Here is a 23,510-nt window from a genome sequence, read left to right as displayed (position 1 = left end):
AGAATCTGGATTGCGGCCGGAAACTATCATCCTATCAGGCATAAGTGAGGTTTTATTATGAATCAACCGGTTAATCGGCCCCGGCGTATTGAGTATCTGGATCTCTATCGTGCTTTTGCAATTATGGCAGTGGTCGCCATTCATGCGACTTCAACAGCAGTTGCACATTATCCCAAGCACACGTTGGATCATAACTTTTATTATTTTTGGAACAGCTTTCTGCAATTCGCCGTACCTGCATTCCTGTTTCTGTCCTCATTGGTGTTGTTCTACAATTACAGCTCCAAGATAAAGGAAAAGGGCTGGATGCCCGCTTTTTATAAAAAGCGATTATTTTATGTTTTTGTGCCTTATCTGGCCTGGTCACTCATTTATTTTATCGTCAAACAATGGCTAGCAGGCAAAGAACCTCTGGCACATGTGAAGCAGTTCTCGGAGCAATTGTTAACCGGTACTGCACACACGCATTTATATTTTTTTCTGATTATTTTGCAATTTTATGTGGTGTTTCCAATACTTCTATCGTTAACACGTTATCGTTTGTTTAATCGATATTTACCTTTGTTCTTTATTGCTACGCAGGCTGTTTTTTACGCGTTGCATTTGCAGTTTCATTTCTCACGGATGGGGAGTTTGCTGCCCAGTTACCTAATTGTTATTGGATTCGGTGCATGGATTGGGTTGAACTTCGATGCGGCTTTGAAGAAATTGTTCTCGTACCGTTATGTGCTGATTGCTGCATTGTTGAGCGGAGGAGCAGTGTTTATTTACGGTAATACTTATATAAAAACGGCTTTCGCCGCAACTCCGGCGCTAACCTATACGTTGCTATTTCTATTCCGTAATCTGTTTACTCTCTCAGCCTGCTTACTCTTACTGATCGTATGTGAACGAATAGGTGCATGGAAACAGAATGGATCTAATCGGACAACTCGCATTCTGAACTCTTTGGGTACGGTGGCGTTTGGTGTATTCTTAATACACCCATTAGTGCTCTTGTTCTGGAGAAGAGAACTCACCGTGGAACTCGCCCCACACTTCAGTCTTGGTATTATGCTGTCTTATGTTGTGGCGATTTTGCTCTCATGGATTATTGCCATGGGACTTCGTCGAATGAAGTGGGGATGGGTTCTGATCGGACGTTAACGTTTGGCAGACTGTGTAACGATGAATATAAAGTAAAACCGAAAAAGAGATTTCAAGCCCTGAACATTCAGCGGGTGACTTGAAATCTCTTTTTTATTTGTCGAAGAGGCGTTATTATGGACTAATGTCCATAAAATTCAAGTAATGGAATACATGTTGTTAATGTCAGGAGTGGTGGAATGAAGTTCATCATTATTTTTGGTCCACAGGCTGTAGGGAAAATGACGGTGGGTCAGGAATTGGAGAAGATCACCGATCTGAAATTGTTTCACAATCATATGACGATTGAATTGGTGTCACCTTATTTCAGTTATGGTACACCTCAAGGAAAGAGACTTGTTAATCTGTTCCGTCAGGAGATTTTTGAAGAAGTGGCGAAGAGCGAGCTGCCCGGTTTGATTTTTACATTTGTGTGGGCATTCGATATGAAAGAGGATTGGGAGTACATTCGCAAAGTCTGTGCGTTGTTTGAGTCCAGAGGTGCAGAGGTATGTTATGTTGAACTGGAGGCTGATCTGGCGGAACGATTGGAGCGTAACAAGAGCCCATATCGGCTGCTGCACAAAGCAACGAAGCGTAATGTCGAATGGTCAGAGCAGGATCTGCTTTCGAGTATGGAGAAATATCGATTGAACTCCGAGCCTGGAGAAATTACGCATGAGCATTATATTCGGATTAATAACACTGACAAGAGCCCGAAAGACGTGGCACAGCTAATCCAAGAACGATTCAAACTGTAATTGAAAGTGGAGGGGAAAAGCATGTATATCATTTTGGCTTTAATAGTAGGATTTGTTCTGTGTCTTCTGATGCCATATGGTACGATTCTGGCAGGCGCGATTATATTTGCACTTGTTGCAGACAATTATCGTCAGACCATGAGTATGCGCGAGGATATTCGATCCATCAAGCATCATCTAGGATTGATGCACAAGGGCGAAGCGGAAGAGTACCAGATCGATAAACAGTTAACGGATATCGAACACTTGGATTCGGACCAGTTGAAGATCATTAATCGAAGAATCGAAGCAGAACTGGAGAAGGAAAGCAAAAAGAATAAATCATGATGAACCGACTACACGAAAAATGAAGAAATAGAGTGCCAATGGATTCGAGAGATGATATATGTCTGCAAAAAAGTGAGAAAAGCGTGACGAAATAATGATAATTAATTTTTTTTGTATGCAATTTTTCATCATTCGGACACATTAAGTCCTCCTCTAAGGAGGGCTTTTTTGTTTATTTATGATCCGAATTCAACAGAATTTCAAGAAGCATATTAGCCAAAATATAGTGAATAAGTGCAAGCACTTTTTATCTGAACTGGCGCGAAAATGTTCATGAACGTATCTATAAATTTTGGTTTATTAATGGACGAAGTGGAAGGCGAGGAGTAGGCTGAATGATACAGATCTAATACAGACAGGTATTGAAATTCTGGATCTGGAGCTCTGGGTGCAAGTATAATTCCCTGGATAAGGCGTCATGCTAAGGGAGTGCTTATAATGGGAAGGTAGATAGATACAGAATGATTATTCGCAAACAGAAAAAAATACAAAGCAGATAAACAGATTCATTTATGCAATCAGAAAGTGTTTTTTTAGGTGGAAAGCATCATCGATTTTTTTGTTGCACAATGTAGAAAAATGTAATACCATGAACGCACATATAGTTAACATTGAAGTGAAATGGGCAAGGCCAGTGACCTCATGGAAGGCACGGTTTGCCTTTTTCTGTATATTGGAGTGGATAAAGTGAAGATCGAGAAGGTGTTAAACAATAATGCTGTAGTTGCGATTAAAGATGAACGTGAAGTCATCGTTATTGGCCGGGGAATTGCTTTTCAGAAGCGAGCCGGCGATGAGGTGTCGGAGCAGCATATTGATAAGATATTTACTTTACAGAATGAAAATATTCAGGAAAATTTCAAGGCATTAATCGCGAGCATACCACTGGAATACATGAAAGTGTCTGAAGAGATTATTGCCTATGCCAAGCTGAAGCTTGGGAAAAAGCTAAACGAGAGTATCTATCTGCATCTGACGGATCATATTCATTTTGCCATTGAACGTTATCGTAACAATCTGCCCATCCGTAATGGACTGCTGTGGGAGACCAAGCAACTCTACAAGGACGAATATGAGGTAGGGCTGGAAGCGTTAAATATGATTTGTGATCAGTTTGGTGTGCTTTTGCCGGAAGATGAGGCGGGGTTTATGGCACTTCATTTTGTAAATGCAGCACTTAACGAAGAGATGCCTAACATCCGAAGCATGACTCAGGTCATGCAGGAGATTTTGACGATCATCAAATATCATTTCAAAATGGACTTTGACGAGAACTCATTGAATTATTATCGATTTGTGACTCATCTGAAGTTTTTCGCCCAACGGCTGGTAAAAGGCAATCATTATAAGAGCAACAACGACGATGAGTTATTCGAGATGATTCAGAAAAAGTATCCTGAAGCGCACAAGTGCTCGGAGAAGATTAGAAAATTCATTGAAAATAACTACACGTATCAACTGACTAACGAAGAAATGATGTATTTAACCATTCATATTGAGCGTGTGGTGCATGCCACTTCAGAGTAACGATATTACAAAATAAAGATTCTTAAAAAAACGCTTGCAAAAGATTAGAAGTTATTATATTATGAATCCATAAAGTAAGCGCATACATCAATCGGATTGTAACTGTTCAATCAGGCAATTCCGATACTTCCGACCACTCTGGGTCCGTAAAGATGGGTTGCAACTTACTTTAAGATGAAGTTGTTAATGCTACAACTGAATATCGCTGTGTACAGCCTTACAGGGTTGCAACCGTTAAGGGCAAAACCTGAATTGCTGAATATCACGACTTGTTTCCGGATTTTTCGGTGCGTTGTGTATGTTCAGTAGTTCAGGTTTTCTTTGTTTCACAAGCATCGGGAGTCTACTTAGAGAGGGAGAATTACTATGAACTACGATCAACTGGCCAAAGACATCTTGTCTGGTGTAGGCGGAGCTAAAAACGTAAACAGTGTATTCCATTGCGTAACGAGATTGCGCTTTAAACTCAAAGATGAAAGCGTTGCTAAAACGGAAGAACTTAAAAATCTGCCGGGTGTCATTACCGTCATGCAGAGTGGTGGACAATATCAGGTCGTAATCGGCAATGAAGTGCCGGATGTATATAAAGCTGTTGTAAAAGCTGGTAATCTGCCTGCTGAGGGCCAGGTTCCAGAAGAACAGGAAAGTTCTGGTAACAAGGGGAGTTTGTTTAGTCGCTTTATTGATATGATTTCTGGTGTCTTCACTCCGCTGCTTGGACTGCTGGCTGCGACGGGGATGATCAAAGGTTTTACAGCCATGTTTTTGTCCTTCGGATGGATAGCGGACACATCAGGTACGTACCATCTGCTGAATGCAACGGGCGACTGTCTGTTCTACTTCTTCCCGGTATTCCTGGGTTATACGGCCATCAAAAAATTTGGCGGCTCACCGTTCCTCGGTATGGCGATTGGAGCTACACTCGTATATCCTACGCTGTCCGGTTTGACTGCGGGTGATCCACTGTATACGTTGTTCGCAGGTACATTATTTGAATCACCAATTCACATTACGTTCTTGGGTATTCCTGTAATCCTGATGAATTACTCATCATCAGTTATTCCGATCATTATCGCTACATTCTTTGCAGTGAAAATAGAGAAATTCTTCAAAAATGTTATTCCTAAAGTGGTTAGTACGTTCCTGGTTCCATTCTTCACACTGCTGGTTATCGTTCCTGCAACATTCCTTGTAATTGGTCCAATATCCACATGGGCAGGTCAATTGATTGGTGCGGGAGCAACAGGAATCTATGAATTAAGCCCACTCGTTACAGGTTTGGTCATTGGCGGTTTGTGGCAAGTGTTTGTATTGTTTGGTCTTCACTGGGGACTCGTACCAGTCATGCTTCTGAACCTGAGTACGTCCGGTTCTGACCCAGTGGTTGCGATGTCTTTCGCCGCTTCCTTTGCCCAAATTGGTGCAGTACTCGCCGTTATGTTAAAAACCAAAAATGCCAAATTGAAATCATTAAGTATTCCAGCTTTCATCTCGGGGATCTTCGGTGTAACTGAGCCAGCCATCTATGGTGTGACACTTCCACTGAAAAAACCATTTATCATGAGCTGTATCGCAGGTGGTATTGGAGGCGGAATTCTAGGATTATTCGGATCGAAAATGTACATGTTTGGCGGACTTGGCGTATTCGGCTATCCGACCTTCATCAACTCAAAAACAGGCGTTGATTCCGGGTTCTACATGGCTCTTGTAGCTACAGCGGTTGCGTTCATCCTTGGTTTTGTTCTTACGTATGTTGTTGGTTTCAAAGACAAAGCAGACGCAGTTCCAGCGCCAACACCTGTACTTGATCCAAACCCGAACAACAGATATGAAATTTTCAGCCCAATGGCTGGTGAAGTGGTTGAACTGAAAGAGATCAATGATGTTACCTTTGCAGGAGAGCATATGGGTAAAGGGATTGCGATTCGTCCAACCAGCGGCAGAGTCGTATCTCCAATCATGGGTGTCGTACAAACGGTATATCGCACCAAACACGCCATTGGACTTGTCACTGATGATGGTGTTGAGATGCTGATTCATATCGGACAGGATACTGTGCAATTGAAAGGTCAGCATTTCACAGCTCATGTAAAAGATGGCGACCGCGTTAATGTGGGCGATCTGATCATGGAATTTGATCTGCAAGCGATCAAGGATGCCGGATATGAGACGGTTACACCGATTATTATTACGAACACGTCCAATTATCTGGATGTAGTAGGCACGAAGGATGCATCTGTGAAAGAGAAAGACAAATTGCTTACAGTGCTCGGTTAAATGAACGTTCATTATGGATAGGAGGTAGACGTGAATGTATGAAAAATTAACAGCCTTCCCGGAGAATTTTCTCTGGGGAGGAGCAACGGCCGCGAACCAGCTTGAAGGAGCCTATCTTGAAGGTGGCAAAGGGTTAACTACGGTTGACCTGATCCCCACGGGGGCTAATCGCTTCCCGATTGCTTTGGGAAATCTCAATTCATATGAGCCCAAAGATGGCGAGTTTTATCCTTCGCATGAAGCGATTGATTTCTATCATCGATACAAAGAAGATATCGCACTATTTGCGGAAATGGGATTCAAGTGCTTCAGGCTCTCTGTAGCCTGGGCACGGATTTTCCCTAATGGCGATGACGCTGAGCCGAACGAGGCGGGATTGCAGTTTTACGATGATGTCTTCGACGAATTATTGAAGTACAATATTGAACCTGTGGTCACAATCTGTCACTTTGATGTCCCTGTACATCTGGTCGAAACGTATGGCGGGTGGAAGAACCGTAAGATGATTGGTTTCTTTGAGACTTATGCCAAGACATTGTTCGATCGATACAAGGACAAGGTGAAATACTGGATGACGTTTAATGAAATCAATATGCTGCTGCATCTTCCGTACATTGGAGCGGGTATTGTTCTCCAGGAAGGTGAGAATAAAGAGCAGGTTCTCTATCAGGCAGCGCATCATGAATTGGTTGCTAGTGCTTTGGCTGTGAAAGCCTGTCACGAGATCATTTCAGGTGCACAGATTGGTTGCATGCTAGCAGCAGGCATGGTCTATCCGTACACTTCCAATCCAGACGATGTATGGAAAGCCATGGAGCAGGATCGGGAGTCGTTCTTCTTTATCGATGTTCAGTCCAAAGGAGCGTATCCTGGGTATACGAAGCGTTTCTTCAGAGAACACGAAATTGTGATTGATATGCAGCCGGAAGATGCAGATATTCTCATGCAGAATACAGTCGATTATATCGGATTCAGTTATTACGCCAGCCGCTGTACAAGTACCGATCCGGAGATTTTGAAGGATTCGACCGAAGGTAATGTGTTTGGTTCAGTGAAGAACCCGTATCTTCAAGCTTCCGAATGGGGCTGGACGATTGATCCGAAGGGTCTTCGAATTACCTGTAACCAGCTGTATGATCGCTATGGCAAACCATTGTTTATTGTGGAAAATGGGCTTGGTGCAACGGATGTTTTACTAGACAATGACATCGTTGAAGACGATTACCGCATTGATTATCTGAATCGTCATTTTGCCGAGATGGCTGAAGCCATTCAGGATGGGGTTGAGCTTCTGGGTTACACGAGCTGGGGACCAATTGATCTGGTCAGCGCGGGTACAGGGGAGATGAAAAAACGTTACGGTTACATTTATGTAGACCGGAACAATGATGGAAGCGGCTCACTTCGCAGAGTGAAAAAGAAAAGTTTCCATTGGTACAAAGAGGTTATTGCCAATAATGGAGCGCAATATTTTTAACTCCAGGTGTAGTCCCTTTCGAATATTACAAAGAGCAGTCTCGTTGACACGGGATTGCTCTTTGCTTATGAGGGATGAATTTGACTCATAATTTGTTTCATATATATAATGAAAAGATCAAGAGAATCTTGTCACTTAAGAAGGGAGGAGCATCCAATCATGAAGAAAAAATCACTTGCGTTTATATCTCCGGGATATGGATACTCCACTGCTGTCTTTTTCTAGAATCTATTCCAAGGGAGAAGTGTGCCCAAATGAGGAAGAAAACTAGGGAATATCGCAGAAAAATCTTAAGAATGACGAGGTAATCAACATGAAAACCGACAAAATTACTAGAAAAAATCCAGCTAATATGCCAGCTCCTGTAGGACAGTACACGCATATTACAAGAATTCCGAGGAATGCAGAGTTATTCGTGACATCGGGTCAAATTGGAGCAGATCGTAGCGGACACTTTCCGGACGGTCTGAATGAGCAAGTCACGAATACATTCAATAATATTAAAACAGTACTCGAATCCGAGCATTTAGATGCTGAACATATTATCAAAGTTAACGTATGGGCAACGGAGAAGATCGATTGGGATTTCTTATACGCTGAGTGGGGACAATTATTTAGTCAGGATTATCCTGCGATGACAATTGGATATATTACGGAGTTAGGTCTACCCGAAATTAAAATTGAAATCGAAATATGGGCAGCAAAAGTGTAGAACCAAATAAACTTCTTTAAACCATGGAGCTTCGATAGAAGCCCCATGGTTTTTTTGATTTCTTTATACGTGAGAAACGGAAATGGCGATGATCCATGCCATCAAGAGTGAATGTAATTGTGTTATGGCACTTGCAGACTCTGATAGGCATTCAGTCGCCCATATGTCCAGTAGACACCAGAGCCGGATACGGGATCGGATGCGAAGCATAAGGCATCACGAATCTGCGCATTAGTTTTCCCACGGGAAGCCAGCAATGCAGCTACTCCCGCTACATGGGGAGCGGCCATGGACGTTCCGCTTAGATAGGCATATGAGCCACCCAGGTATGTGGACAGAATGGTATCACCCGGTGCAGCCATATCTACCCACGATCCGTAGTTTGAGAAATTCGATTTGAGGTCGGAAGGATTGGTTGAAGCTACCGCAATGACATTGGGATAAGATGCAGGTACAATCGGATACGAAGTATTATCATTACCTGCTGCCGCGATAATGACAGCGCCCCGATCCCATGCATATTGCACGGCAGCCTGAAGAAAGGCTTCTCCCGTTGGTCCACCGAGACTCAGGTTAACGACTTGAATACCGTTGTTGGCTGCATAAACAAGTCCGTTTCCGACGTTACCCGTTGTACCTTGTCCATTGTTATCCAACACACGCAGCGGGACAATCGAAGCGAGTGGTGCCACACCTGCAATGCCAACTCCGTTATTGGTTATAGAAGCCGCAATTCCAGCTACATGGGTACCGTGTCCGTTACCGTCTTCGGGAATATTATCATAATCAACGTAATCGTATCCGGGAAGGAGCTTGCCAGCGAGCTCTGGATGGTTTAACTGCACACCAGTGTCAATGATCGCGATTTTCACCGAACTGTTACTTTGGGAAATATCCCAGGCAGCAGGAGCATTGATTTTTTGCAAGTTGTATTGGTAAGGGAAAAACGGGTCACTTGGTGTAAACGATGCCTGAAGGTAGTAGTTAGGTTCAGCGTGCTCAATGAGCACATGATCCTTGTAGTGTTTTAACATACGTTGCATTTTCTTTCTTGATTCAAGGCGATACCAGCCCAGATCTTCATACGTTTCGGCTACGTTGCATTTTGCTTTTTTATGCAGAGTGTGCATCTCGTCAGCTGTCGTACCTTCCTTGAACTTGATTAACAGCTGCTTGGGTGCGTGGGGATAAAACTTTTTGGCGGCAAGTTTATCTTCCACATAACGATAGACGAACCCAATTGCCAGCAGAGCTGCAGCAGACATTCCAAGCGATAACCACATATGTTCTTCCCCCTCGAATTTGATTGATGACACGCCTTATCGTATGCGAACCCTATCAAATCGCGCGGGCTTTCTGCTATTTTGGTTAGGAGTTTAGATAGATTGATAGGAAGAGTTTATTTCGGTAGAATTGTAAGCAGAGAGCGAACTTGCGTTTCGTTGGGTTCGTATACGGAGCTGAAACGGGCTCGAATCTAAGAATAAGGAATGTGGATTTTGTGACACAGCTTCAGGCGGTCCCGAGAGTGATAGCTATTCAAGAGCACCAAATGAAAGATGCAATTGATTTTGCCATGCGTGTACGCAAAGAAGTATTTCCAATGCTGGATCATGAGGAATTACCTGTAGATCTGGAGCAATTCAAAGAACATTATCTGGATTCAGCCGTTACTGTCTTTCTAGTTGCGGTCACGGAAGATAATGAGATCGTGGGTTCCATCGGTATCCTGCCTTATGATGGGCGTATCGAAGCTGTGAATGGACAATATCCTGAGCAGTCTGCCGCCGAAATTGTAAAATGTTATGTGGATTCTAAATATCGCAGATACGGTATCGGTTCACTCCTCGTAAGAGAACTGGAGAAAGTGGTGGCAGAGCTGCACTACACAACCTTGTATTTGCATACACATCGCTTTTTGCCTGGTGCCGTGGATTTCTGGAAACGTCAGGGATATGTGGTTGTAGTGGAGCAGGACGATGATTGGCAGACGGTGCATATGGACAAATTGCTATAAAATAAGTGATTATGACTATGATTACTTTGATGTACGAACTGCGGATACCGAAGGGGAATATAGGGTGATGCGTTTGGATTACTTTAATGGGGGATACGAGATGAGTACAACGAATCGAAAGATTGTTTTTATAGATATTGATGGCACATTGGTAGATGATGACGGCAACATTCCGGTTTCCGCACAACAGGCATGCAAACAGGCACGTGAAAATGGACATCTGCTTTATTTATGTACAGGACGATCGAAGGCGGAAATCTATGATTCTATTTGGGACGTAGGATTTGACGGTCTGGTCGGTGCTGGTGGTGGATATGTTGAATTCGGTCAGGATGTGCTGTATCACAAAAGGGTAACGGCAGAAGATGTACGACATATGGTCGATTTTTTCAATGAACACCAGATTGACTTCTACCTCGAATCCAATTCGGCTTTGTACGCCAGCGCCAATCTTCAATCTCATCTGGAACGTCGCATTTATGGGGATGTAGAGAATGATCCCGGTGCCAGAGCGAAAAAAGAACAAAAGCCACATCCGTTTATTGCTGGTTTGACATATGGTGAAGCCGATTTATACAAGGACGACGTAAACAAAGTTTGTTTTCTGGAAAGCTCTACGATTCCGTTCAATCGAATCAAGCAGGAGTTCGAAGGCAAATTTGAAGTCATTCAGTGCACAGTGCCCATCTTCGGTGAAGGAAGCGGTGAACTGATGATCCCGGGCATTCATAAAGCCATTGCTATTGCAGATTTATTGGAGCATCTGGGTATGTCACGTGAAGATACACTTGCCATTGGGGATGGCATGAATGATGCGGAGATGCTGGAGTATTGTGCTGTAGGGATTGCGATGGGCAATGCCAAGCCAGGTCTCAAAGCCATTGCAGATGATATAACAGGAACTATTGAAGAAGATGGCTTGTACCACAGTTTTGTGAAATATGGATTGATTGAGTCCTAATCAACTTCAAACGAGTGGGAAGAGGTGAAACCAATGTCGGAAGGAATAAAAGTTGAGCTAGAAATAAGTGCATTCGGTCAGGAAACAGTTCCATCGTACGATGATTCGTTTCGTAAACATGAGATCGCAAGAACTCGTACTTTACCTAAAGAGACTACACTAGCGCAACTGGAAGAGATGTTGAAGGAAATGATGGCAGAGATCAAAGAGGATTTTCAGCAGCCGGAACAGTTATTAGCCAAAGTAACCCTGAGAGCGAAGGAAACGGAGGGGGTATTAAAATACTTGGGTTAGGGACTCTTTTTCATAGAAATGTTCTAGACTCCGGACAAGGCCCAGTAGATAAATCCACCAAATAATCCGATGCAAAGTCCGGCGATGACTGATAAAAGGATAACAAATTTTTTCCCGTTCATAAACAACCCTCCCCCATGATTTTAACATATACGTATTGGTTGATGTTTTGTATTGCTATAGCATCTTCGGGGGGATTTAGGGTGGGGCGAATGTTAAGCTGATGGACATGAAGGAGAGAATTACATATTTCCTCCCACCTGACCGATATAAAATAGGTATGCCTATTGACCAGAAAACGAAAGGAGTGCAGAACATGGATATTGCAGCATTATCAATGGCTATGAGTCAAGTCTCAGTGGCGCAGTCGGCGAGCTTGCAAGTTATGTCAATGTCGAAAGACATGGCAGAGCAGCAAGGTCAACAACTAACAGAAATGTTAAAGTCGGTTCCGGCTCCTCATCCTAATTTGGGTGGAAGTCTGGATATTTCGGTCTAGACGATATTTGAGTTTGCGTTCTCGCGTTAAATTTGCAGCAAGCAAAACCCAAACGGCTCCAATTCCATTGAATTGAAGCCGTTTGGGTTATTTATTTTCGTCTTAGTTTATTTCCGACAAGCTTGGCGATCTGCCTTCCAACGGAAGTGTATCCTTGAGCGTCCATAACTCATCGTAACTGGAAATCTGAAGATCGGCTTTGGATAAGTCCTGGTCACCTGATCCCGGATTACGGTATCCGATGCAGCGCATGCCTGCACTTTTGGCGGCCTGAACACCATTGCGCGAATCCTCAATGACAAGACAGTTCGAAGGCGATGCTCCAATCATTTCAGCTGTAGTCAGGAAAATATCTGGAGCCGGTTTGCCGTTCGTGACTTCCTCACCTGTCATTCGGACCTCAAAGTATTTTCCAAGTCCGGTCTTGTCCATGATCAGATCGATCAGTGCACGTGGAGATGAAGAAGCAACGGCTATCGGAATGTGCTGCTCATGCAGCCAGCTTAACCAGCGTTCCACAGAAGGCATGGCTGTCAGCTTCGGGTGAGCCAGCATCGTCTGCATCACATTATGTTGATGGTAGGCGAGGGCTTCTTCCACGGTAGCCGTCAACTGGTGCTTGTCCAACACTTGCCGCCACATCGATTCCAGCGTAACTCCAACATAGGTGTGATGTTCTTCCTCCGTCATTTTTGCGCCAAAATGGGCAAAAGAGCTGCGTTCAATCTCGAAATAAATCGGTTCGCTGTCAATCAGTACGCCATCCATGTCAAAAATGACCGCCTGAATGCTGTCATCCTTCGACTCTCCCAGCCCGTCAAACTCCTTGTTTGCTACCATGTTGTATTCCTCCTCCAGGATTCTGTAAGCAATTATCTCTAATTTATCTCAATCATGATTAACTTGCTACATTAGATACTGGAGCCGCTGGATTGCAGCACCACTTTGATGGCATGTGAAGAAGCTTGAAGTGTGCGCCCCTGAATATCGCAGCCGAGTGTGCGGAATGCCTCTTCGTAATCCTCCAATGGGAACGAATGGGTGATAATTTTTTTCGCCGGGATAATCTGTTGCTCAATCATGTAATGTGCTGTTGCGAATGTACCCAGGGAGTCGATGGAGCCAATGATTTTCAGACTGCGGTCCACAACTTCCTTGGGATTGAACGATGTGTTTCCATCTCTCAGACCGACCAGCATGAGATAACCGCCGCTGGCGAGTTGCGAGAGCACTTGTGTGCCCACAACGCCTGTCGTATCCACAATCATATCAACCTGATTAGTTGTTGGTGCCAGCGACTCTATCGCATTTTCAAAGGATGAATGAACCTCCCAGCGATCCGGTGCAATCGAACCTGCAATAGCCAGGCGTTCTTCGGAGATGTCGACGAGACAGCCAGTGACACCTTTGGAAGCGAGGGCGTAGCTGTATAGAATACCAATCGGCCCTGCGCCGAGGATAATCGTTCTAAAATTCGGCAGCAGATGGATCTGATTAATGCCTGTAAGCATGCAGCTCAGTGGTTCAGTCAAGGTCGCTTCCTCATAGCTCACATGGTCCTTCAATTTATACAAAAAGCGATCCTCGGTTACATAATAATCCGTAAATGTACCGTCAGCACTCACACCTGTCTCTGTAACCGACTTATGTGTGCAGTGATTTTGTCTGCCTGTTCTGCACATGTCGCATTGCCCGCAATAATAGGTAGGATCGATGACAACCCGGTCGCCCGGTTGCAGTGTCGTTACAGCAGAGCCCACGGCAATGACTTCCCCGGCAGACTCATGACCCAGAATAACGGAAGGAACCGCATGATATTTACCGCTAACAATACCAAGGTCGGTACCGCACACACCCGTTGCCCGGATTCGAACCAGCACCTGATTGTCTCTTGCGATTTCTGGAACAGGCCGTTCCTCAAGCACTACATCCCAAGCCGATTTGTATACCAATGCTAACATGTTAAAACCTCCTTATAATAATATGAAATGTAACTATAGCGATTCATTTTAAAAACAGTTTCTGACAAGATACGTAAGTAGTGAAGGAGACGAAATCGATTCTGGAGAAGCGGAGCGTTCGCCTTAAAGCTTTCTGAAAGAAAGCTGCTTCGGAAGCATACGCTATCAACGGATTTTTCCCTCGGAAAAGGGAAATCAAATAAAAATCCGGGGATAACAGCGATCAGAAGAACGATTCGTAACCGAAACTACCACTTCGAGCAATGGCATTGAAATGTTTTAATGGACGCTGGCAAGTACTGAATCGAGTCGCTCTACAATTTCAACCAACTCATCTTCTGTTGTGGTAAGCGATGGTCTGACCTTAACTACGTTCCCGAAGCCGTAACGTGATCCTCTTAAAATCAGATGCTCATCCGTGAAGGCACGGTCGATAATGGCGTTGGTTTTATCCGTATCCGGTTCGTTATTGTCACCCACCATTTCCAATCCCCACATCAGGCCGACTCCGCGAGCTTCACCAATGCTTGGATATTTCATGGCCAAATCTTGCAGTAATCCACCTAAAATTTCACCTTTGCGTTTCACGTCATCCAGGAATCCGGGTTCGGATACAACCTCCAGGGTAGATTTGGCTGCGGTTACAGAGATCAGATTGCTTCCTGAGGTGAAGGAATGTTCATGCTTTTCCAGTACATTTAATCGGGACTGCATCAATACCGCAGCAACAGGCACACCGATACCACCGAGACCTTTGGCAAGGGTAATCATGTCAGGCTGGATATCGAACAGTTCGCTGGCAAACATATACCCGGTACGTCCGATTCCCGTCTGTACTTCGTCGGCAATAAGAATGATATTGTACTCATCACACAGTTTACGCAGGCGCTTGAAATAACCAGCAGGAGGAATGATATTGCCGCCATTGCCGAGGATCGGTTCAATAATCATGCAGGCGACTGAGCCGGAACTCGCATATTCTATGGCATCGGAGATAGCTTCAACGCATTGATATCCGCAGTCTCCGCTTGAGGATTTGAATGGGCAACGATAGCAGTATGGTGCAGGCACATGAACGGAGTTGGCAACAGCCGAATTTGGAAACCGTTTCCGCCGGAAGGCATTTCCCGAAATCCCTGTTGCAAACTGGGTCTGACCATGATGGGACAGGTACAGGCTGATAATGTCTGTGGATTGCGTGTATTTCTGTGCAATTTTGGTGGCACATTCATTGGCGGTTGAGCCCGTAATATCCCGCATCCATCCGGCATTAATGTCGTTTGGAGCATATTCAATCAGATGATCGAGCACTTCATCCACATACGGTTCTGTGAAGGAGGAAGACATATGCGTCAGATTGCCGACTTGTTCCTGAATTTTGCTCACGACATGCGGGTGATTGTAGCCCAGTGACAGGTTGAACGTACCGGACACACCATCCAGATATTCAACGCCTGCATCGTCAATCAACTTAATCCCTTGTCCGGTTCTGAAACGGTTTTTGGTTAAGGTTTGCATACGATTCCCTCCATAAATGTAATGTACTAGCCTGAACGAAGATCAATAATTCCGGATTACGCGGGCATCACCCCTCTCAAGAAGCAACGTTTAAATCTCTTTACTCTGATGTGCGAGAGTTCCACTTACGGCGCTGTTCCTTACATTCCAGAGATGAGAGAGTACGAGAGTGAGTAGCAAAATCAGACAAAATCCGGCCAAAATCCAGATCGTGTTCACTACAGGCCACGCACTCATGCTCCATCCGGTTACATACTGCAGAATGGCGCCACCGATACCCCCTGATGCAATCAGGATGCTAGTTGTGCGCTCAGTCATGCCCGGAATCAAAATGTTGGCATAGACCAGTGCAATACAGAACAGCCCTGACATGAACAATCCGGTTCCGAAGATTAGCAGGTATGTAGCCCATTGGCCCGTAACGAACACCATGGCAACGGCGAACAGAAGTGTACCTACCGTACTCCAGATCAGGAAAGGCATGTAGTTGACAGCTTCAGCAATTTTTCCGGAAAAAAGACGACCGATAATCATGGCAATCCATAGGATGGATACGCTGAGTGAAGCGACAGACTCCTGTAACTGCAATCGTTCGACCAGGATGGAAGGCAGGAAGTTCATCAGGCCTAACTCCAGACCCATGTAAACGAAGAAAAAGATGACGAAGATGGTGAGCAGCCCCATATGTTTTCTGGAATACTGGGCCCTGCCCGTTGCATGTCCAACGGTGTTTTCACCAGCTTGTTTCAGATAAGAAGCGGCGGAGGTGGGCATGGTCACCCATAACAGCATGAGAATAAGGGATAACGCGGAAACGGTATAAAACGTAAGATGCCAAAGATCCAGCCAAATGTATAAGGCAGCGACTGCCGGAATGAGAAGTGCTCCGAGGGCAAAGTACACATCAAGCTTGGACATTGCGACTGCTTTCTGATTTTCCGTGAATTCTATCGTAAACGCACCAACGGAGGGCTCAATGATACCAGACCCAAACCCGACAATAATGGTTAGAAGAAGAACAACTGTCCAGGATGGCAAGAATCCGAGAACGGCATAGGCGGCCACAATACAGATCAGTGCGATGGTTAACATGGATTTTCTGCCGATGCGGGCAGTCATGGAAGGAGCAACGAGCACCCCGACAAGAAAACCAAGGAACTGCAGAAACAACAAAAATCCGCCATCACTATAACCACGCTCATAATGTGTCAATAAAACGGGTAGAAGTGCACCGAGTACAACGCTGGTTATGCCGATTAACAGATAAAAACCGCAGCTTAAAGCGAAAATTCTTCTCATAAGTTGTCCTCCTAAGATGGATATAAATTTTATATTATGTAAATAATGTTTCTTTCGTATATAACTTATACCATAATTATGCAATTGTACATGCTTTTTATTGTAAAATAATGTTAAATTTTGACGAATGAATGATCTTTCTCACACAATGTTCAACCTAAAACGATTTCGTGTCGTAGCAAAAAAAAGTTTCCTTGTCTGTAATAGACAGGAAACTTCTTGACGTTCGGGAACATTAATCCGAATATGATTTAACTTAAGCTGTCGTCCTACTAAGCAGTCTGCACAAAGAAAATTCCATCCAAGGGTGCCTGAGCAGATGCGGGGCCAGTTCGTAATAACAAATATCCGTTTGCATCGGAAAGTCCCAGTATATCCTGATAGGGATGGGGGAAATCCCCGGAATAAATCTGACCAACGAATTGATAGTCCTCTAACAAATGGCTAATTCCGTTCACACCGTTTGGTAGCATGGAAGAGAAAAATGAAAAGGCAGGGAAATCCTGTTCCTCTATCTCTACTTCCGTCAATCCTACTCCGCATAAAGGAATGGATTGAATGGGACATACGGAAGTTAGTGGCTCTGAAGATACGGATACATATGTACATCCAGCGAGAATATTCTCCTTCCATTCCAGCTCATCCCCCGTATAGGTTACCTGGTCCAAAAAGTATTCCGAAGCGGAATAGGTGGAGAAGACCGAAATGTACTTCCCGGGTGGCAACGAAGGGACATGCATCTGTTGGAAAAGTGTATTGCAATCAATGGAGAACAGATGCAACAAGGGTTGGCTCTCCTGATTAAGCGGCCAATCTGTAACATATGCGATTTCTCCGCCAATCCATATGCCAGTATTCTGGTTCAGAACATCAGGGTCAATTGAAAGCTGGTTAACTTTGTGCATGGTAAACTCCTCTTTGTGTCTGGATTAAGCTGTTTAAACGGACAACACATTAATTATGACGGGCTGACCGTTCAGTCTTTGACTTGAATCGCATTTCCAAACAGCTTGCGTGCTTTGTCCCAATCGACGCCTAGTTTACCTTGCCAGCCAGCCCAAGGCATCTCCATATCAGAGCGGCCTTTGGTATTATTAAGCAGCAACTCACCGTTCAGGATATGCTCGTTGTTGGTCCAATGGTCTGTACTGAGGGAGAGAACCTGATTGGGCAGTACACCTACTCTGGACAGCGCTTGAAGAATACTTCGGCGAATCCCGGCGTGTCCTTTGACTAATTTCTCTGCAGTGAGTCGTTTCTCAAATTTCCCCGGAGACTCTTCGTCTTCAGCCTGATCCAGCATGCGAAGCAGTTGATTGAATGTGGTGATATCCTCGGGAGTCGGTTTAATTGGTCCTTGCTCAAGTATGGTGACAAACTCTGTCAGATCGGCGTATGCACCTACGCTTGTGCCACTGTAATCATAACCCTGGTGAAGGGCGTAACGGATATTGGATAAATTCTTCCAGCTCTCATCGCTATGACTGAAACCGCAAACTCTGCAAGCCAGGAACTGTTCAGTCTCTTCGTAAGCATGTGGCTCTGAGTGAATCATCATATGGTAGCTTGCGAGCGTAGATATGCCTCGAGGATAACTGCCCCCGACACCTGCAATAAATGCTTGGGTAATCGTTGACCAGGATAGACGTTCATTCTGCTGGAAAGCGATTAGTCGTTGAATGATATCATCATGGTGGACCATCTCCAGATCATTAGCCACCCAGCCCACTGAAGTCAGTATATCTTGTTCGGCAGGAGTTAGTGTATCCGTTTGATAGATCATTACTTCACGTGCTCTGTCATAATCACCATTGGCGTGAAAATATAACTTTTTAAGGACTCTCATACACTTTTTGTCCATGGTTAACTCCTTTCCATAGTTTATTTTGGATTACCTATGTACCTCCGAATAACAATTTATTTGCTTCGTTTCATTATAAGTGAGATGATGTGTGATGAAAATCAGTACAAGGTACTAACCTATTGAACAAAGTGGTGGTGGAGCATGCGAATTAACAAATACATAAGTGAAACGGGATACTGTTCCCGCAGGGAAACGAACCGATTAATTGCAGCCGGGCGCATTACGATTAATGGTAAAGTATGTGAAAAAGGAGCGGACGTGGAGCCTGAGGATATTGTGCTCATTGATGGCCAGGAGATTCCTTACAATGATCGCGAGCCTGTTTACCTTGCTCTGAATAAACCCATCGGCATTGTCTGCACCGCAGCCGAACAGGTGGAGGGAAACATCATTCAGTATGTGAATTATCCCTCGCGTATCTTTGCGATTGGCAGGCTGGATAAGGCGTCCGAGGGATTGATTTTTCTGACGAACGACGGGGACATTGTGAACAAGATGATGCGTTCGGAGCATAACCACGACAAGGAATACGTAGTAACCGTAGATAAACCAGTGACAGACGAATTCGTACGGGCGATGTCGCAAGGGGTTGAGATTATGAATGTGGTGACGAAACCGTGTGAGGTATATAAGCATAGTGAGAACGTATTTCGTATCATTTTGACTCAGGGGCTTAATCTGCAAATCCGCAGAATGTGCAAAGCCTTGGGATACAGAGTGCTCAAGCTGGAGCGCATCCGAATTATGAATGTTACGCTGGATGGACTGGAACGTGGACAATGGAGACATCTGGAGAAGCAGGAGCTGGTGAATCTTCTGTCCATGTTGAATTAGAAGTTGCATCTGCTCAATGTCCTGGCAAAATGAAGAGGCACTAATCCGTAATGGATTAATGCCTTTCTTTGAGTTTTGGACGATGAAACCATATACTATTCAAGTTCTGGCAACGTACTACGGTGGTCTTTTCTGTGCACTTTCTTCTCTGAAATAAATGATCCGAGCAACGTTAATAGAGCGCCAAGCAGCGTTATCCAGGTAATCCGTTCATGTAGAATCAGTGCAGAAGCGACGACAGTAATGACAGGCACCAAATATATGTACACACTTGTTTTGACGGCTCCCAGCAGACTCACTGCCCGGTTCCAGGTTACAAAACATAAGGCCGAGGCACCCAGTCCGAGAAAGAGAAGGTTCGAGAGGTTGGTCATGTTGGCGAAGCGCCCGAGATCGAAGTGGAATTCGAACAGGAACAAAGCCGGCAGCATGAATAATAGTCCATAAAAAAATACTTTGCGTGTAGCACCGATGGTGTGATAGGGAAGTTCACCTATTTTGCGCATGAGAACAGAGTAGATCGCCCACACAGCAGGTGCCACGAAAGCGAGCAGATCCCCCAGGGGATTCAGTTGCAGAATGAAACTGCCGTTGAATCCAATAAGGATAATGCCAGACAAGGCAATGGCGAAGCCCAAGATAAACCGCTTTTGCAATCTCTCTCCATCCAGAAAGAAATGTGCAAGGACTGCGGTAAAGAAAGGGGCAATCGATACAATAACACCTACATTAGAAGCTAAGGTGTACACCAGGGCAATATTTTCAATGAGAAAATATAACGTAACCCCGCATAATCCAGCACCGATAAACAGCATTTCTTCTCGGAGTGAGGTAATTCGCATTAACCGCGGATAGATCAGGAAGAGCACCACATAGCCAATCACGAAACGGAAAAAGAGAATCTCCACCGGCGTGAAATCGATCAGTAGCACCTTGGTGGAGATAAACGTTGTTCCCCAGATCAGGATCGTAAGTAAGGCTAGCAGGTGTCCAGTGGAAATTTTGTTCTGACCTGTCATGACAGATCATCCGCTGTGCGCTTTGGATCCACTTCATGGTTGAAGATGCGTCTGTATTGCTTGGGGGTCAAGCCAATTAGCTTTTTGAAAAAATTCGTAAAGTGACTCTGGTCACTGAAACCGGTCTGCGCTGCAACCTCAATCGGGAGCTGGCCTTGTTCCAATAGCCGTTTGGCCTGATTGATGCGAATCGTTTCCAGGTAGCGGTAGGGAGATATCCCTTTTTGACGAGTGAACAAACGCAATAGATGGTACTTGCTCAGCCCTGTTAACTCGACTAATTGGTTCAACATAATGCTCTCCATATAATGAGTCTCTATGTACTCGCATATGAGTCTAATCTCGATGGTGACGTCCTGGGCGGAAATGGGCGGTTCGGCATCGGCATATTCTCTCATCAGCTGTTCCAGCAGAAAGAGCAGCAGTTCTTCTTTGTGAAAGTCAGCTTGCTCTTCCAAGATCATCTGATGCAGCTCATGCAAAGAAGTAACATGTTCGCTCTGATAGAGAACAGGGGAAGTAAACCGTGGCAAATAATCTTGTCCGGTAATTTCCAGCACATATTGGCGCATGACCTCAGGTTGAATGTTGATGCAGCGATAATCCAGAGTTCTGCCGTCCACCTGTTCGCAGGCATGGGGATCATGCGGATTAAAAATAATCATGTCTCCAGTGTTTAGGATATATTCTTCGTTATTACATACGAGATGTCGCTTGCCTTGCTCAATAAATCCAATGACGTAATAGTCATGAAAATGATTGGGGAATTTCTGCATAATACCTTCAAATTGATAGGCTTCGAGCTGTAAATCGGTATCGAACACGACGGTTCGCACTTCGCGAGTCACCTGCTGCACCTTCTTTCTGGTAAGTTAAATGTCATTATAATATGAAAAGAAGGAACTTTCTTGGACGATATTGCTCGCTCTGTTTTGTCAAACATGTAAAAAACCAAAATACCCGCTGTCCCTAACTAGATGGATGACGAGTATTTTGGTTCAATTATAGCTCATTTAACGGATAACAATATTAATTTGAACCTAAATTATTGTTATAGCAACGTAGCAAGTGCTTCTGGCGAAAAAGCCTGAATTTCATTCACACGGCCATCACGGATTTTCACAGCCCACGCCGGATCAGCCAGTAGTGCGCGTCCAACGGCAACCAGATCAAATTCCTGCTGGTCCAAACGAAGGAGAAGATCATCTAAATCCTTGTGTCCTGCACCTTTACCTTCCGTATAGAGACTTGTAAATTCATCATCCAGACCGACAGAACCCACGGCTATCGTTGGTTTGCCTGTCAGTTTTTTCACCCAGCCGGCAAATCCAAGTTCCGAACCTTCATATTCCGGCTCCCAGAAACGTCGTGTTGAGCAATGGAATATATCGACGCCGGCCTCTACCAACACATTCAGGAATAACTCCAGCTTATCTGGTGTGTCCAGCGGTTTGACGTAATAATCACTCATTTTCCATTGCGACAAACGAATGGCAATCGGGTAATCGGGACCCACGGCAGAACGGATTGCTTGAATAAGTTCGGTAGCGAATTGCGTACGCTTGATAAGATCACCGCCGTAGCGGTCTGTCCGTGTATTTGTTCTGTCCCAGAAGAATTGGTCAACCAGGTAACCATGTGCTCCTTGAATTTCAATGCCGTCAAACCCAAGCTGTTTGGCATGAACTGCTGCGTCCACAAAAGCCTGAATGATGTTGGCGATTTCTTCGTCTGTCATCGGTTCACCCGTCAGATTTCCCTCGAGATCAATACCCGACGGTCCAATGGATGGAGCTTCCTGATGAGGCTGCGATCCCGCTGGACGAGCCATACCCATATGCCAGAGCTGAGGAAAAATCTTGCCCCCTGCTTCATGAACTTGTCTGACGACTTCTGCCCAGCCGTTCAATGCTTCTTCACCATGAAAACGGGGAACACGCGGTTCGCTGGTTGCCGCCGGATGATCAATGGTTACACCTTCGGTAATAATAAGTCCGACGCCATTTTCGGCACGTCTGCGATAATAAGCCGCTACATCGGTACCCGGTACACCATCGGGTGAGAAAGCCCGACCCATAGCGGGCATAACGATGCGAGACTGCAGGGTTAAGTTATGAATCGTATAAGGTTGAAACAGATTTTCCGTGGATTGAACTTGTTGTTGATGATTACTCAAGTCAAACACCTCCATAATAGTGCACCTCCAAGCGGGGTACGAGTGCAATATTATCAATGGAGAGTGGCTGCATCAACCGACGATTTATCCAATGTGTTGCTTAAGCGAAGCGACCATAATAATGTTGGTTTAACCCCGGATTACTTGTTGAGCTAACAGGAGCTATTTATAATAGGAGCAGAGCATTAAGAAGTTTGATTACAAGATCGATTAGAAGGGACACTTTGTATATGTCAGGTGAGTTTTCTCCAAATCCCAATGATCCACGGGTGATCCGAACCCGTCAATTAATTCAGGATGCGTTTTTTTATCATTTGAATAAAAAGGATTTCTCAGCCATCACAGTTCAGGATATTACACAAAAGGCGACGATTAACCGGGCCACATTCTATGCCCATTTTGCAGACAAATATGAACTGCTTGAATCCGTTTTGTCCTATGCTTTCCAAGAATATGTGCTCAAACAGATTGATGCAGAGGCACATTTGACAGAAGAGACCCTGAAGCAACTGGTGATCTCGTTATGTAATTATCATGATTCAAGTAACCAATGTATTAAGAAATATGAGTCCGTAGCGCCAATCTTTGAAGAAAATATTAAGGCCCAGTTAGAGAAGCTCGTTCTGGAGCTTGCCATGAGTCAAACAGATGGAGCAGAGCCACCCAAAACATTGGCGTATTTGGCAACGATGCTGAGCTGGTCCATCTATGGGGTGACGTATCGCTGGAATTTGGAGGAGAGACAGGAATCCCCGGCTGAATTGGCCGAGCGAGTGGTGCCATATATGATGAATGGAACAGGTTTACTGAATTAACGAATGTAGAAAGAAAGAGCAGATGAGATCTGCTCTTTTTGTTTTGA

Annotated in this window: 23 protein-coding genes; 13 read left to right on the top strand and 10 right to left on the bottom strand. The window is 44.6% G+C overall.

Annotated features, from left to right (window positions below; genetic code table 11):
• The first annotated feature begins 57 nt into the window (after positions 1-57).
• From PTQ21_RS24745 to PTQ21_RS24715, 7 genes are all read left to right on the top strand, one after another.
• Complete coding sequence (locus tag PTQ21_RS24745; protein WP_274567477.1) at positions 58-1,146, top strand: acyltransferase; 1,089 nt, start codon at positions 58-60, stop codon at positions 1,144-1,146.
• A gap of 179 nt (positions 1,147-1,325) precedes the next feature.
• Positions 1,326-1,886: a DEAD/DEAH box helicase family protein gene (locus tag PTQ21_RS24740; protein WP_090807272.1), complete on the top strand. Its 561-nt coding sequence runs from the start codon at positions 1,326-1,328 to the stop codon at positions 1,884-1,886.
• Between the two features lie 21 nt (positions 1,887-1,907).
• Positions 1,908-2,213: a hypothetical protein gene (locus tag PTQ21_RS24735; protein WP_063563113.1), complete on the top strand. Its 306-nt coding sequence runs from the start codon at positions 1,908-1,910 to the stop codon at positions 2,211-2,213.
• A gap of 687 nt (positions 2,214-2,900) precedes the next feature.
• Complete coding sequence (gene licT / locus PTQ21_RS24730) at positions 2,901-3,740, top strand: BglG family transcription antiterminator LicT (protein WP_274570566.1); 840 nt, start codon at positions 2,901-2,903, stop codon at positions 3,738-3,740.
• A 366-nt stretch (positions 3,741-4,106) separates the two neighbouring features.
• On the top strand, positions 4,107-6,017 hold the full coding sequence (locus PTQ21_RS24725) for a beta-glucoside-specific PTS transporter subunit IIABC (protein WP_063563112.1): 1,911 nt from the start codon (positions 4,107-4,109) through the stop codon (positions 6,015-6,017).
• A gap of 34 nt (positions 6,018-6,051) precedes the next feature.
• Entirely contained in the window at positions 6,052-7,494 is a 1,443-nt protein-coding gene (locus PTQ21_RS24720; RefSeq protein ID WP_072733341.1) for a 6-phospho-beta-glucosidase, read from the top strand.
• 313 nt (positions 7,495-7,807) lie between these two features.
• The gene (locus PTQ21_RS24715; protein WP_072733340.1) at positions 7,808-8,206 is read left to right on the top strand and encodes a RidA family protein; all 399 of its coding nucleotides are present in this window, start codon (positions 7,808-7,810) and stop codon (positions 8,204-8,206) included.
• A gap of 122 nt (positions 8,207-8,328) precedes the next feature.
• Here the strand turns inward: PTQ21_RS24715 and PTQ21_RS24710 are convergent, their stop codons facing one another.
• Positions 8,329-9,489 (bottom strand): S8 family peptidase, encoded by a 1,161-nt coding sequence (locus tag PTQ21_RS24710; RefSeq protein WP_274567476.1) that lies wholly within the window; start codon positions 9,487-9,489, stop codon positions 8,329-8,331.
• A gap of 245 nt (positions 9,490-9,734) precedes the next feature.
• Here PTQ21_RS24710 and PTQ21_RS24705 point away from each other — a divergent pair, with 245 nt between their 5' ends.
• From PTQ21_RS24705 to PTQ21_RS24690, 4 genes are all read left to right on the top strand, one after another.
• Positions 9,735-10,223: a GNAT family N-acetyltransferase gene (locus PTQ21_RS24705; protein ID WP_256337915.1), complete on the top strand. Its 489-nt coding sequence runs from the start codon at positions 9,735-9,737 to the stop codon at positions 10,221-10,223.
• 100 nt (positions 10,224-10,323) lie between these two features.
• Positions 10,324-11,184 carry a Cof-type HAD-IIB family hydrolase gene (locus tag PTQ21_RS24700; RefSeq protein ID WP_274570565.1) on the top strand — a complete coding sequence of 287 codons (861 nt, stop codon included), beginning with the start codon at positions 10,324-10,326 and terminating at the stop codon, positions 11,182-11,184.
• A gap of 33 nt (positions 11,185-11,217) precedes the next feature.
• Positions 11,218-11,478 (top strand): hypothetical protein, encoded by a 261-nt coding sequence (locus tag PTQ21_RS24695; protein ID WP_095205928.1) that lies wholly within the window; start codon positions 11,218-11,220, stop codon positions 11,476-11,478.
• A gap of 316 nt (positions 11,479-11,794) precedes the next feature.
• Complete coding sequence (locus tag PTQ21_RS24690) at positions 11,795-11,977, top strand: YjfB family protein (RefSeq protein WP_024630505.1); 183 nt, start codon at positions 11,795-11,797, stop codon at positions 11,975-11,977.
• A 102-nt stretch (positions 11,978-12,079) separates the two neighbouring features.
• On the opposite strand, the gene PTQ21_RS24685 is transcribed toward PTQ21_RS24690, so the two are convergent.
• The 6 genes from PTQ21_RS24685 to PTQ21_RS24660 all read right to left on the bottom strand — a co-directional run bounded on the left by PTQ21_RS24685 (position 12,080) and on the right by PTQ21_RS24660 (position 18,601).
• Positions 12,080-12,817 carry an HAD family hydrolase gene (locus PTQ21_RS24685; RefSeq protein WP_072733338.1) on the bottom strand — a complete coding sequence of 246 codons (738 nt, stop codon included), beginning with the start codon at positions 12,815-12,817 and terminating at the stop codon, positions 12,080-12,082.
• A 71-nt stretch (positions 12,818-12,888) separates the two neighbouring features.
• Positions 12,889-13,938 carry a zinc-dependent alcohol dehydrogenase gene (locus tag PTQ21_RS24680; RefSeq protein WP_079693960.1) on the bottom strand — a complete coding sequence of 350 codons (1,050 nt, stop codon included), beginning with the start codon at positions 13,936-13,938 and terminating at the stop codon, positions 12,889-12,891.
• A gap of 279 nt (positions 13,939-14,217) precedes the next feature.
• A complete protein-coding gene (locus tag PTQ21_RS24675) occupies positions 14,218-15,456 on the bottom strand; it encodes an aspartate aminotransferase family protein (RefSeq protein ID WP_024630502.1) in 1,239 nt (412 codons plus the stop codon).
• Positions 15,457-15,546: 90 nt separating this feature from the next.
• Positions 15,547-16,755: an MFS transporter gene (locus PTQ21_RS24670; protein WP_063563106.1), complete on the bottom strand. Its 1,209-nt coding sequence runs from the start codon at positions 16,753-16,755 to the stop codon at positions 15,547-15,549.
• A 272-nt stretch (positions 16,756-17,027) separates the two neighbouring features.
• Positions 17,028-17,660: a DUF1963 domain-containing protein gene (locus PTQ21_RS24665; RefSeq protein WP_274567473.1), complete on the bottom strand. Its 633-nt coding sequence runs from the start codon at positions 17,658-17,660 to the stop codon at positions 17,028-17,030.
• Between the two features lie 71 nt (positions 17,661-17,731).
• Positions 17,732-18,601 (bottom strand): hypothetical protein, encoded by an 870-nt coding sequence (locus PTQ21_RS24660; RefSeq protein WP_256336318.1) that lies wholly within the window; start codon positions 18,599-18,601, stop codon positions 17,732-17,734.
• A gap of 159 nt (positions 18,602-18,760) precedes the next feature.
• On the opposite strand from PTQ21_RS24660, the gene PTQ21_RS24655 reads away from it, so the two are divergent.
• Entirely contained in the window at positions 18,761-19,453 is a 693-nt protein-coding gene (locus PTQ21_RS24655) for a pseudouridine synthase (RefSeq protein ID WP_063563103.1), read from the top strand.
• Positions 19,454-19,548: 95 nt separating this feature from the next.
• On the opposite strand, the gene PTQ21_RS24650 is transcribed toward PTQ21_RS24655, so the two are convergent.
• The 3 genes from PTQ21_RS24650 to PTQ21_RS24640 all read right to left on the bottom strand — a co-directional run bounded on the left by PTQ21_RS24650 (position 19,549) and on the right by PTQ21_RS24640 (position 22,648).
• The gene (locus PTQ21_RS24650; RefSeq protein ID WP_274567472.1) at positions 19,549-20,472 is read right to left on the bottom strand and encodes a DMT family transporter; all 924 of its coding nucleotides are present in this window, start codon (positions 20,470-20,472) and stop codon (positions 19,549-19,551) included.
• The gene (locus PTQ21_RS24645; RefSeq protein WP_274567471.1) at positions 20,469-21,320 is read right to left on the bottom strand and encodes an AraC family transcriptional regulator; all 852 of its coding nucleotides are present in this window, start codon (positions 21,318-21,320) and stop codon (positions 20,469-20,471) included. Before PTQ21_RS24645 ends, PTQ21_RS24650 begins: the two co-directional genes overlap by 4 nt.
• Positions 21,321-21,523: 203 nt before the next feature.
• Complete coding sequence (locus PTQ21_RS24640; protein ID WP_274567470.1) at positions 21,524-22,648, bottom strand: NADH:flavin oxidoreductase; 1,125 nt, start codon at positions 22,646-22,648, stop codon at positions 21,524-21,526.
• Positions 22,649-22,878: 230 nt separating this feature from the next.
• Here PTQ21_RS24640 and PTQ21_RS24635 point away from each other — a divergent pair, with 230 nt between their 5' ends.
• On the top strand, positions 22,879-23,463 hold the full coding sequence (locus PTQ21_RS24635; protein ID WP_274567469.1) for a TetR/AcrR family transcriptional regulator: 585 nt from the start codon (positions 22,879-22,881) through the stop codon (positions 23,461-23,463).
• The last annotated feature ends 47 nt before the right edge of the window (positions 23,464-23,510 follow it).

The organism is Paenibacillus marchantiae, assembly GCF_028771845.1.
Classification (GTDB): domain Bacteria; phylum Bacillota; class Bacilli; order Paenibacillales; family Paenibacillaceae; genus Paenibacillus; species Paenibacillus marchantiae.
Note: the sequence above shows the minus strand (reverse complement) of the source record. Positions and strands in the feature narration are given on the sequence as shown.

Excerpts from the sequence above, each read along its gene's own strand:
- PTQ21_RS24715 (WP_072733340.1), top strand. The coding sequence starts at position 7,808 with ATGAAAACCGACAAAATTACTAGAAAAAATCCAGCTAATATGCCAGCT.
- PTQ21_RS24710 (WP_274567476.1), bottom strand. The coding sequence starts at position 9,489 with ATGTGGTTATCGCTTGGAATGTCTGCTGCAGCTCTGCTGGCAATTGGG.
- PTQ21_RS24665 (WP_274567473.1), bottom strand. The coding sequence starts at position 17,660 with ATGCACAAAGTTAACCAGCTTTCAATTGACCCTGATGTTCTGAACCAG.
- PTQ21_RS24680 (WP_079693960.1), bottom strand. The coding sequence starts at position 13,938 with ATGTTAGCATTGGTATACAAATCGGCTTGGGATGTAGTGCTTGAGGAA.
- PTQ21_RS24670 (WP_063563106.1), bottom strand. The coding sequence starts at position 16,755 with ATGAGAAGAATTTTCGCTTTAAGCTGCGGTTTTTATCTGTTAATCGGC.
- PTQ21_RS24725 (WP_063563112.1), top strand. The coding sequence starts at position 4,107 with ATGAACTACGATCAACTGGCCAAAGACATCTTGTCTGGTGTAGGCGGA.
- PTQ21_RS24740 (WP_090807272.1), top strand. The coding sequence starts at position 1,326 with ATGAAGTTCATCATTATTTTTGGTCCACAGGCTGTAGGGAAAATGACG.
- PTQ21_RS24745 (WP_274567477.1), top strand. The coding sequence starts at position 58 with ATGAATCAACCGGTTAATCGGCCCCGGCGTATTGAGTATCTGGATCTC.
- PTQ21_RS24660 (WP_256336318.1), bottom strand. The coding sequence starts at position 18,601 with ATGAGAGTCCTTAAAAAGTTATATTTTCACGCCAATGGTGATTATGAC.
- PTQ21_RS24635 (WP_274567469.1), top strand. The coding sequence starts at position 22,879 with ATGTCAGGTGAGTTTTCTCCAAATCCCAATGATCCACGGGTGATCCGA.
- PTQ21_RS24655 (WP_063563103.1), top strand. The coding sequence starts at position 18,761 with ATGCGAATTAACAAATACATAAGTGAAACGGGATACTGTTCCCGCAGG.
- PTQ21_RS24735 (WP_063563113.1), top strand. The coding sequence starts at position 1,908 with ATGTATATCATTTTGGCTTTAATAGTAGGATTTGTTCTGTGTCTTCTG.
- PTQ21_RS24700 (WP_274570565.1), top strand. The coding sequence starts at position 10,324 with ATGAGTACAACGAATCGAAAGATTGTTTTTATAGATATTGATGGCACA.
- PTQ21_RS24650 (WP_274567472.1), bottom strand. The coding sequence starts at position 20,472 with ATGACAGGTCAGAACAAAATTTCCACTGGACACCTGCTAGCCTTACTT.
- PTQ21_RS24720 (WP_072733341.1), top strand. The coding sequence starts at position 6,052 with ATGTATGAAAAATTAACAGCCTTCCCGGAGAATTTTCTCTGGGGAGGA.
- PTQ21_RS24675 (WP_024630502.1), bottom strand. The coding sequence starts at position 15,456 with ATGCAAACCTTAACCAAAAACCGTTTCAGAACCGGACAAGGGATTAAG.
- PTQ21_RS24695 (WP_095205928.1), top strand. The coding sequence starts at position 11,218 with ATGTCGGAAGGAATAAAAGTTGAGCTAGAAATAAGTGCATTCGGTCAG.
- PTQ21_RS24685 (WP_072733338.1), bottom strand. The coding sequence starts at position 12,817 with ATGGTAGCAAACAAGGAGTTTGACGGGCTGGGAGAGTCGAAGGATGAC.
- PTQ21_RS24690 (WP_024630505.1), top strand. The coding sequence starts at position 11,795 with ATGGATATTGCAGCATTATCAATGGCTATGAGTCAAGTCTCAGTGGCG.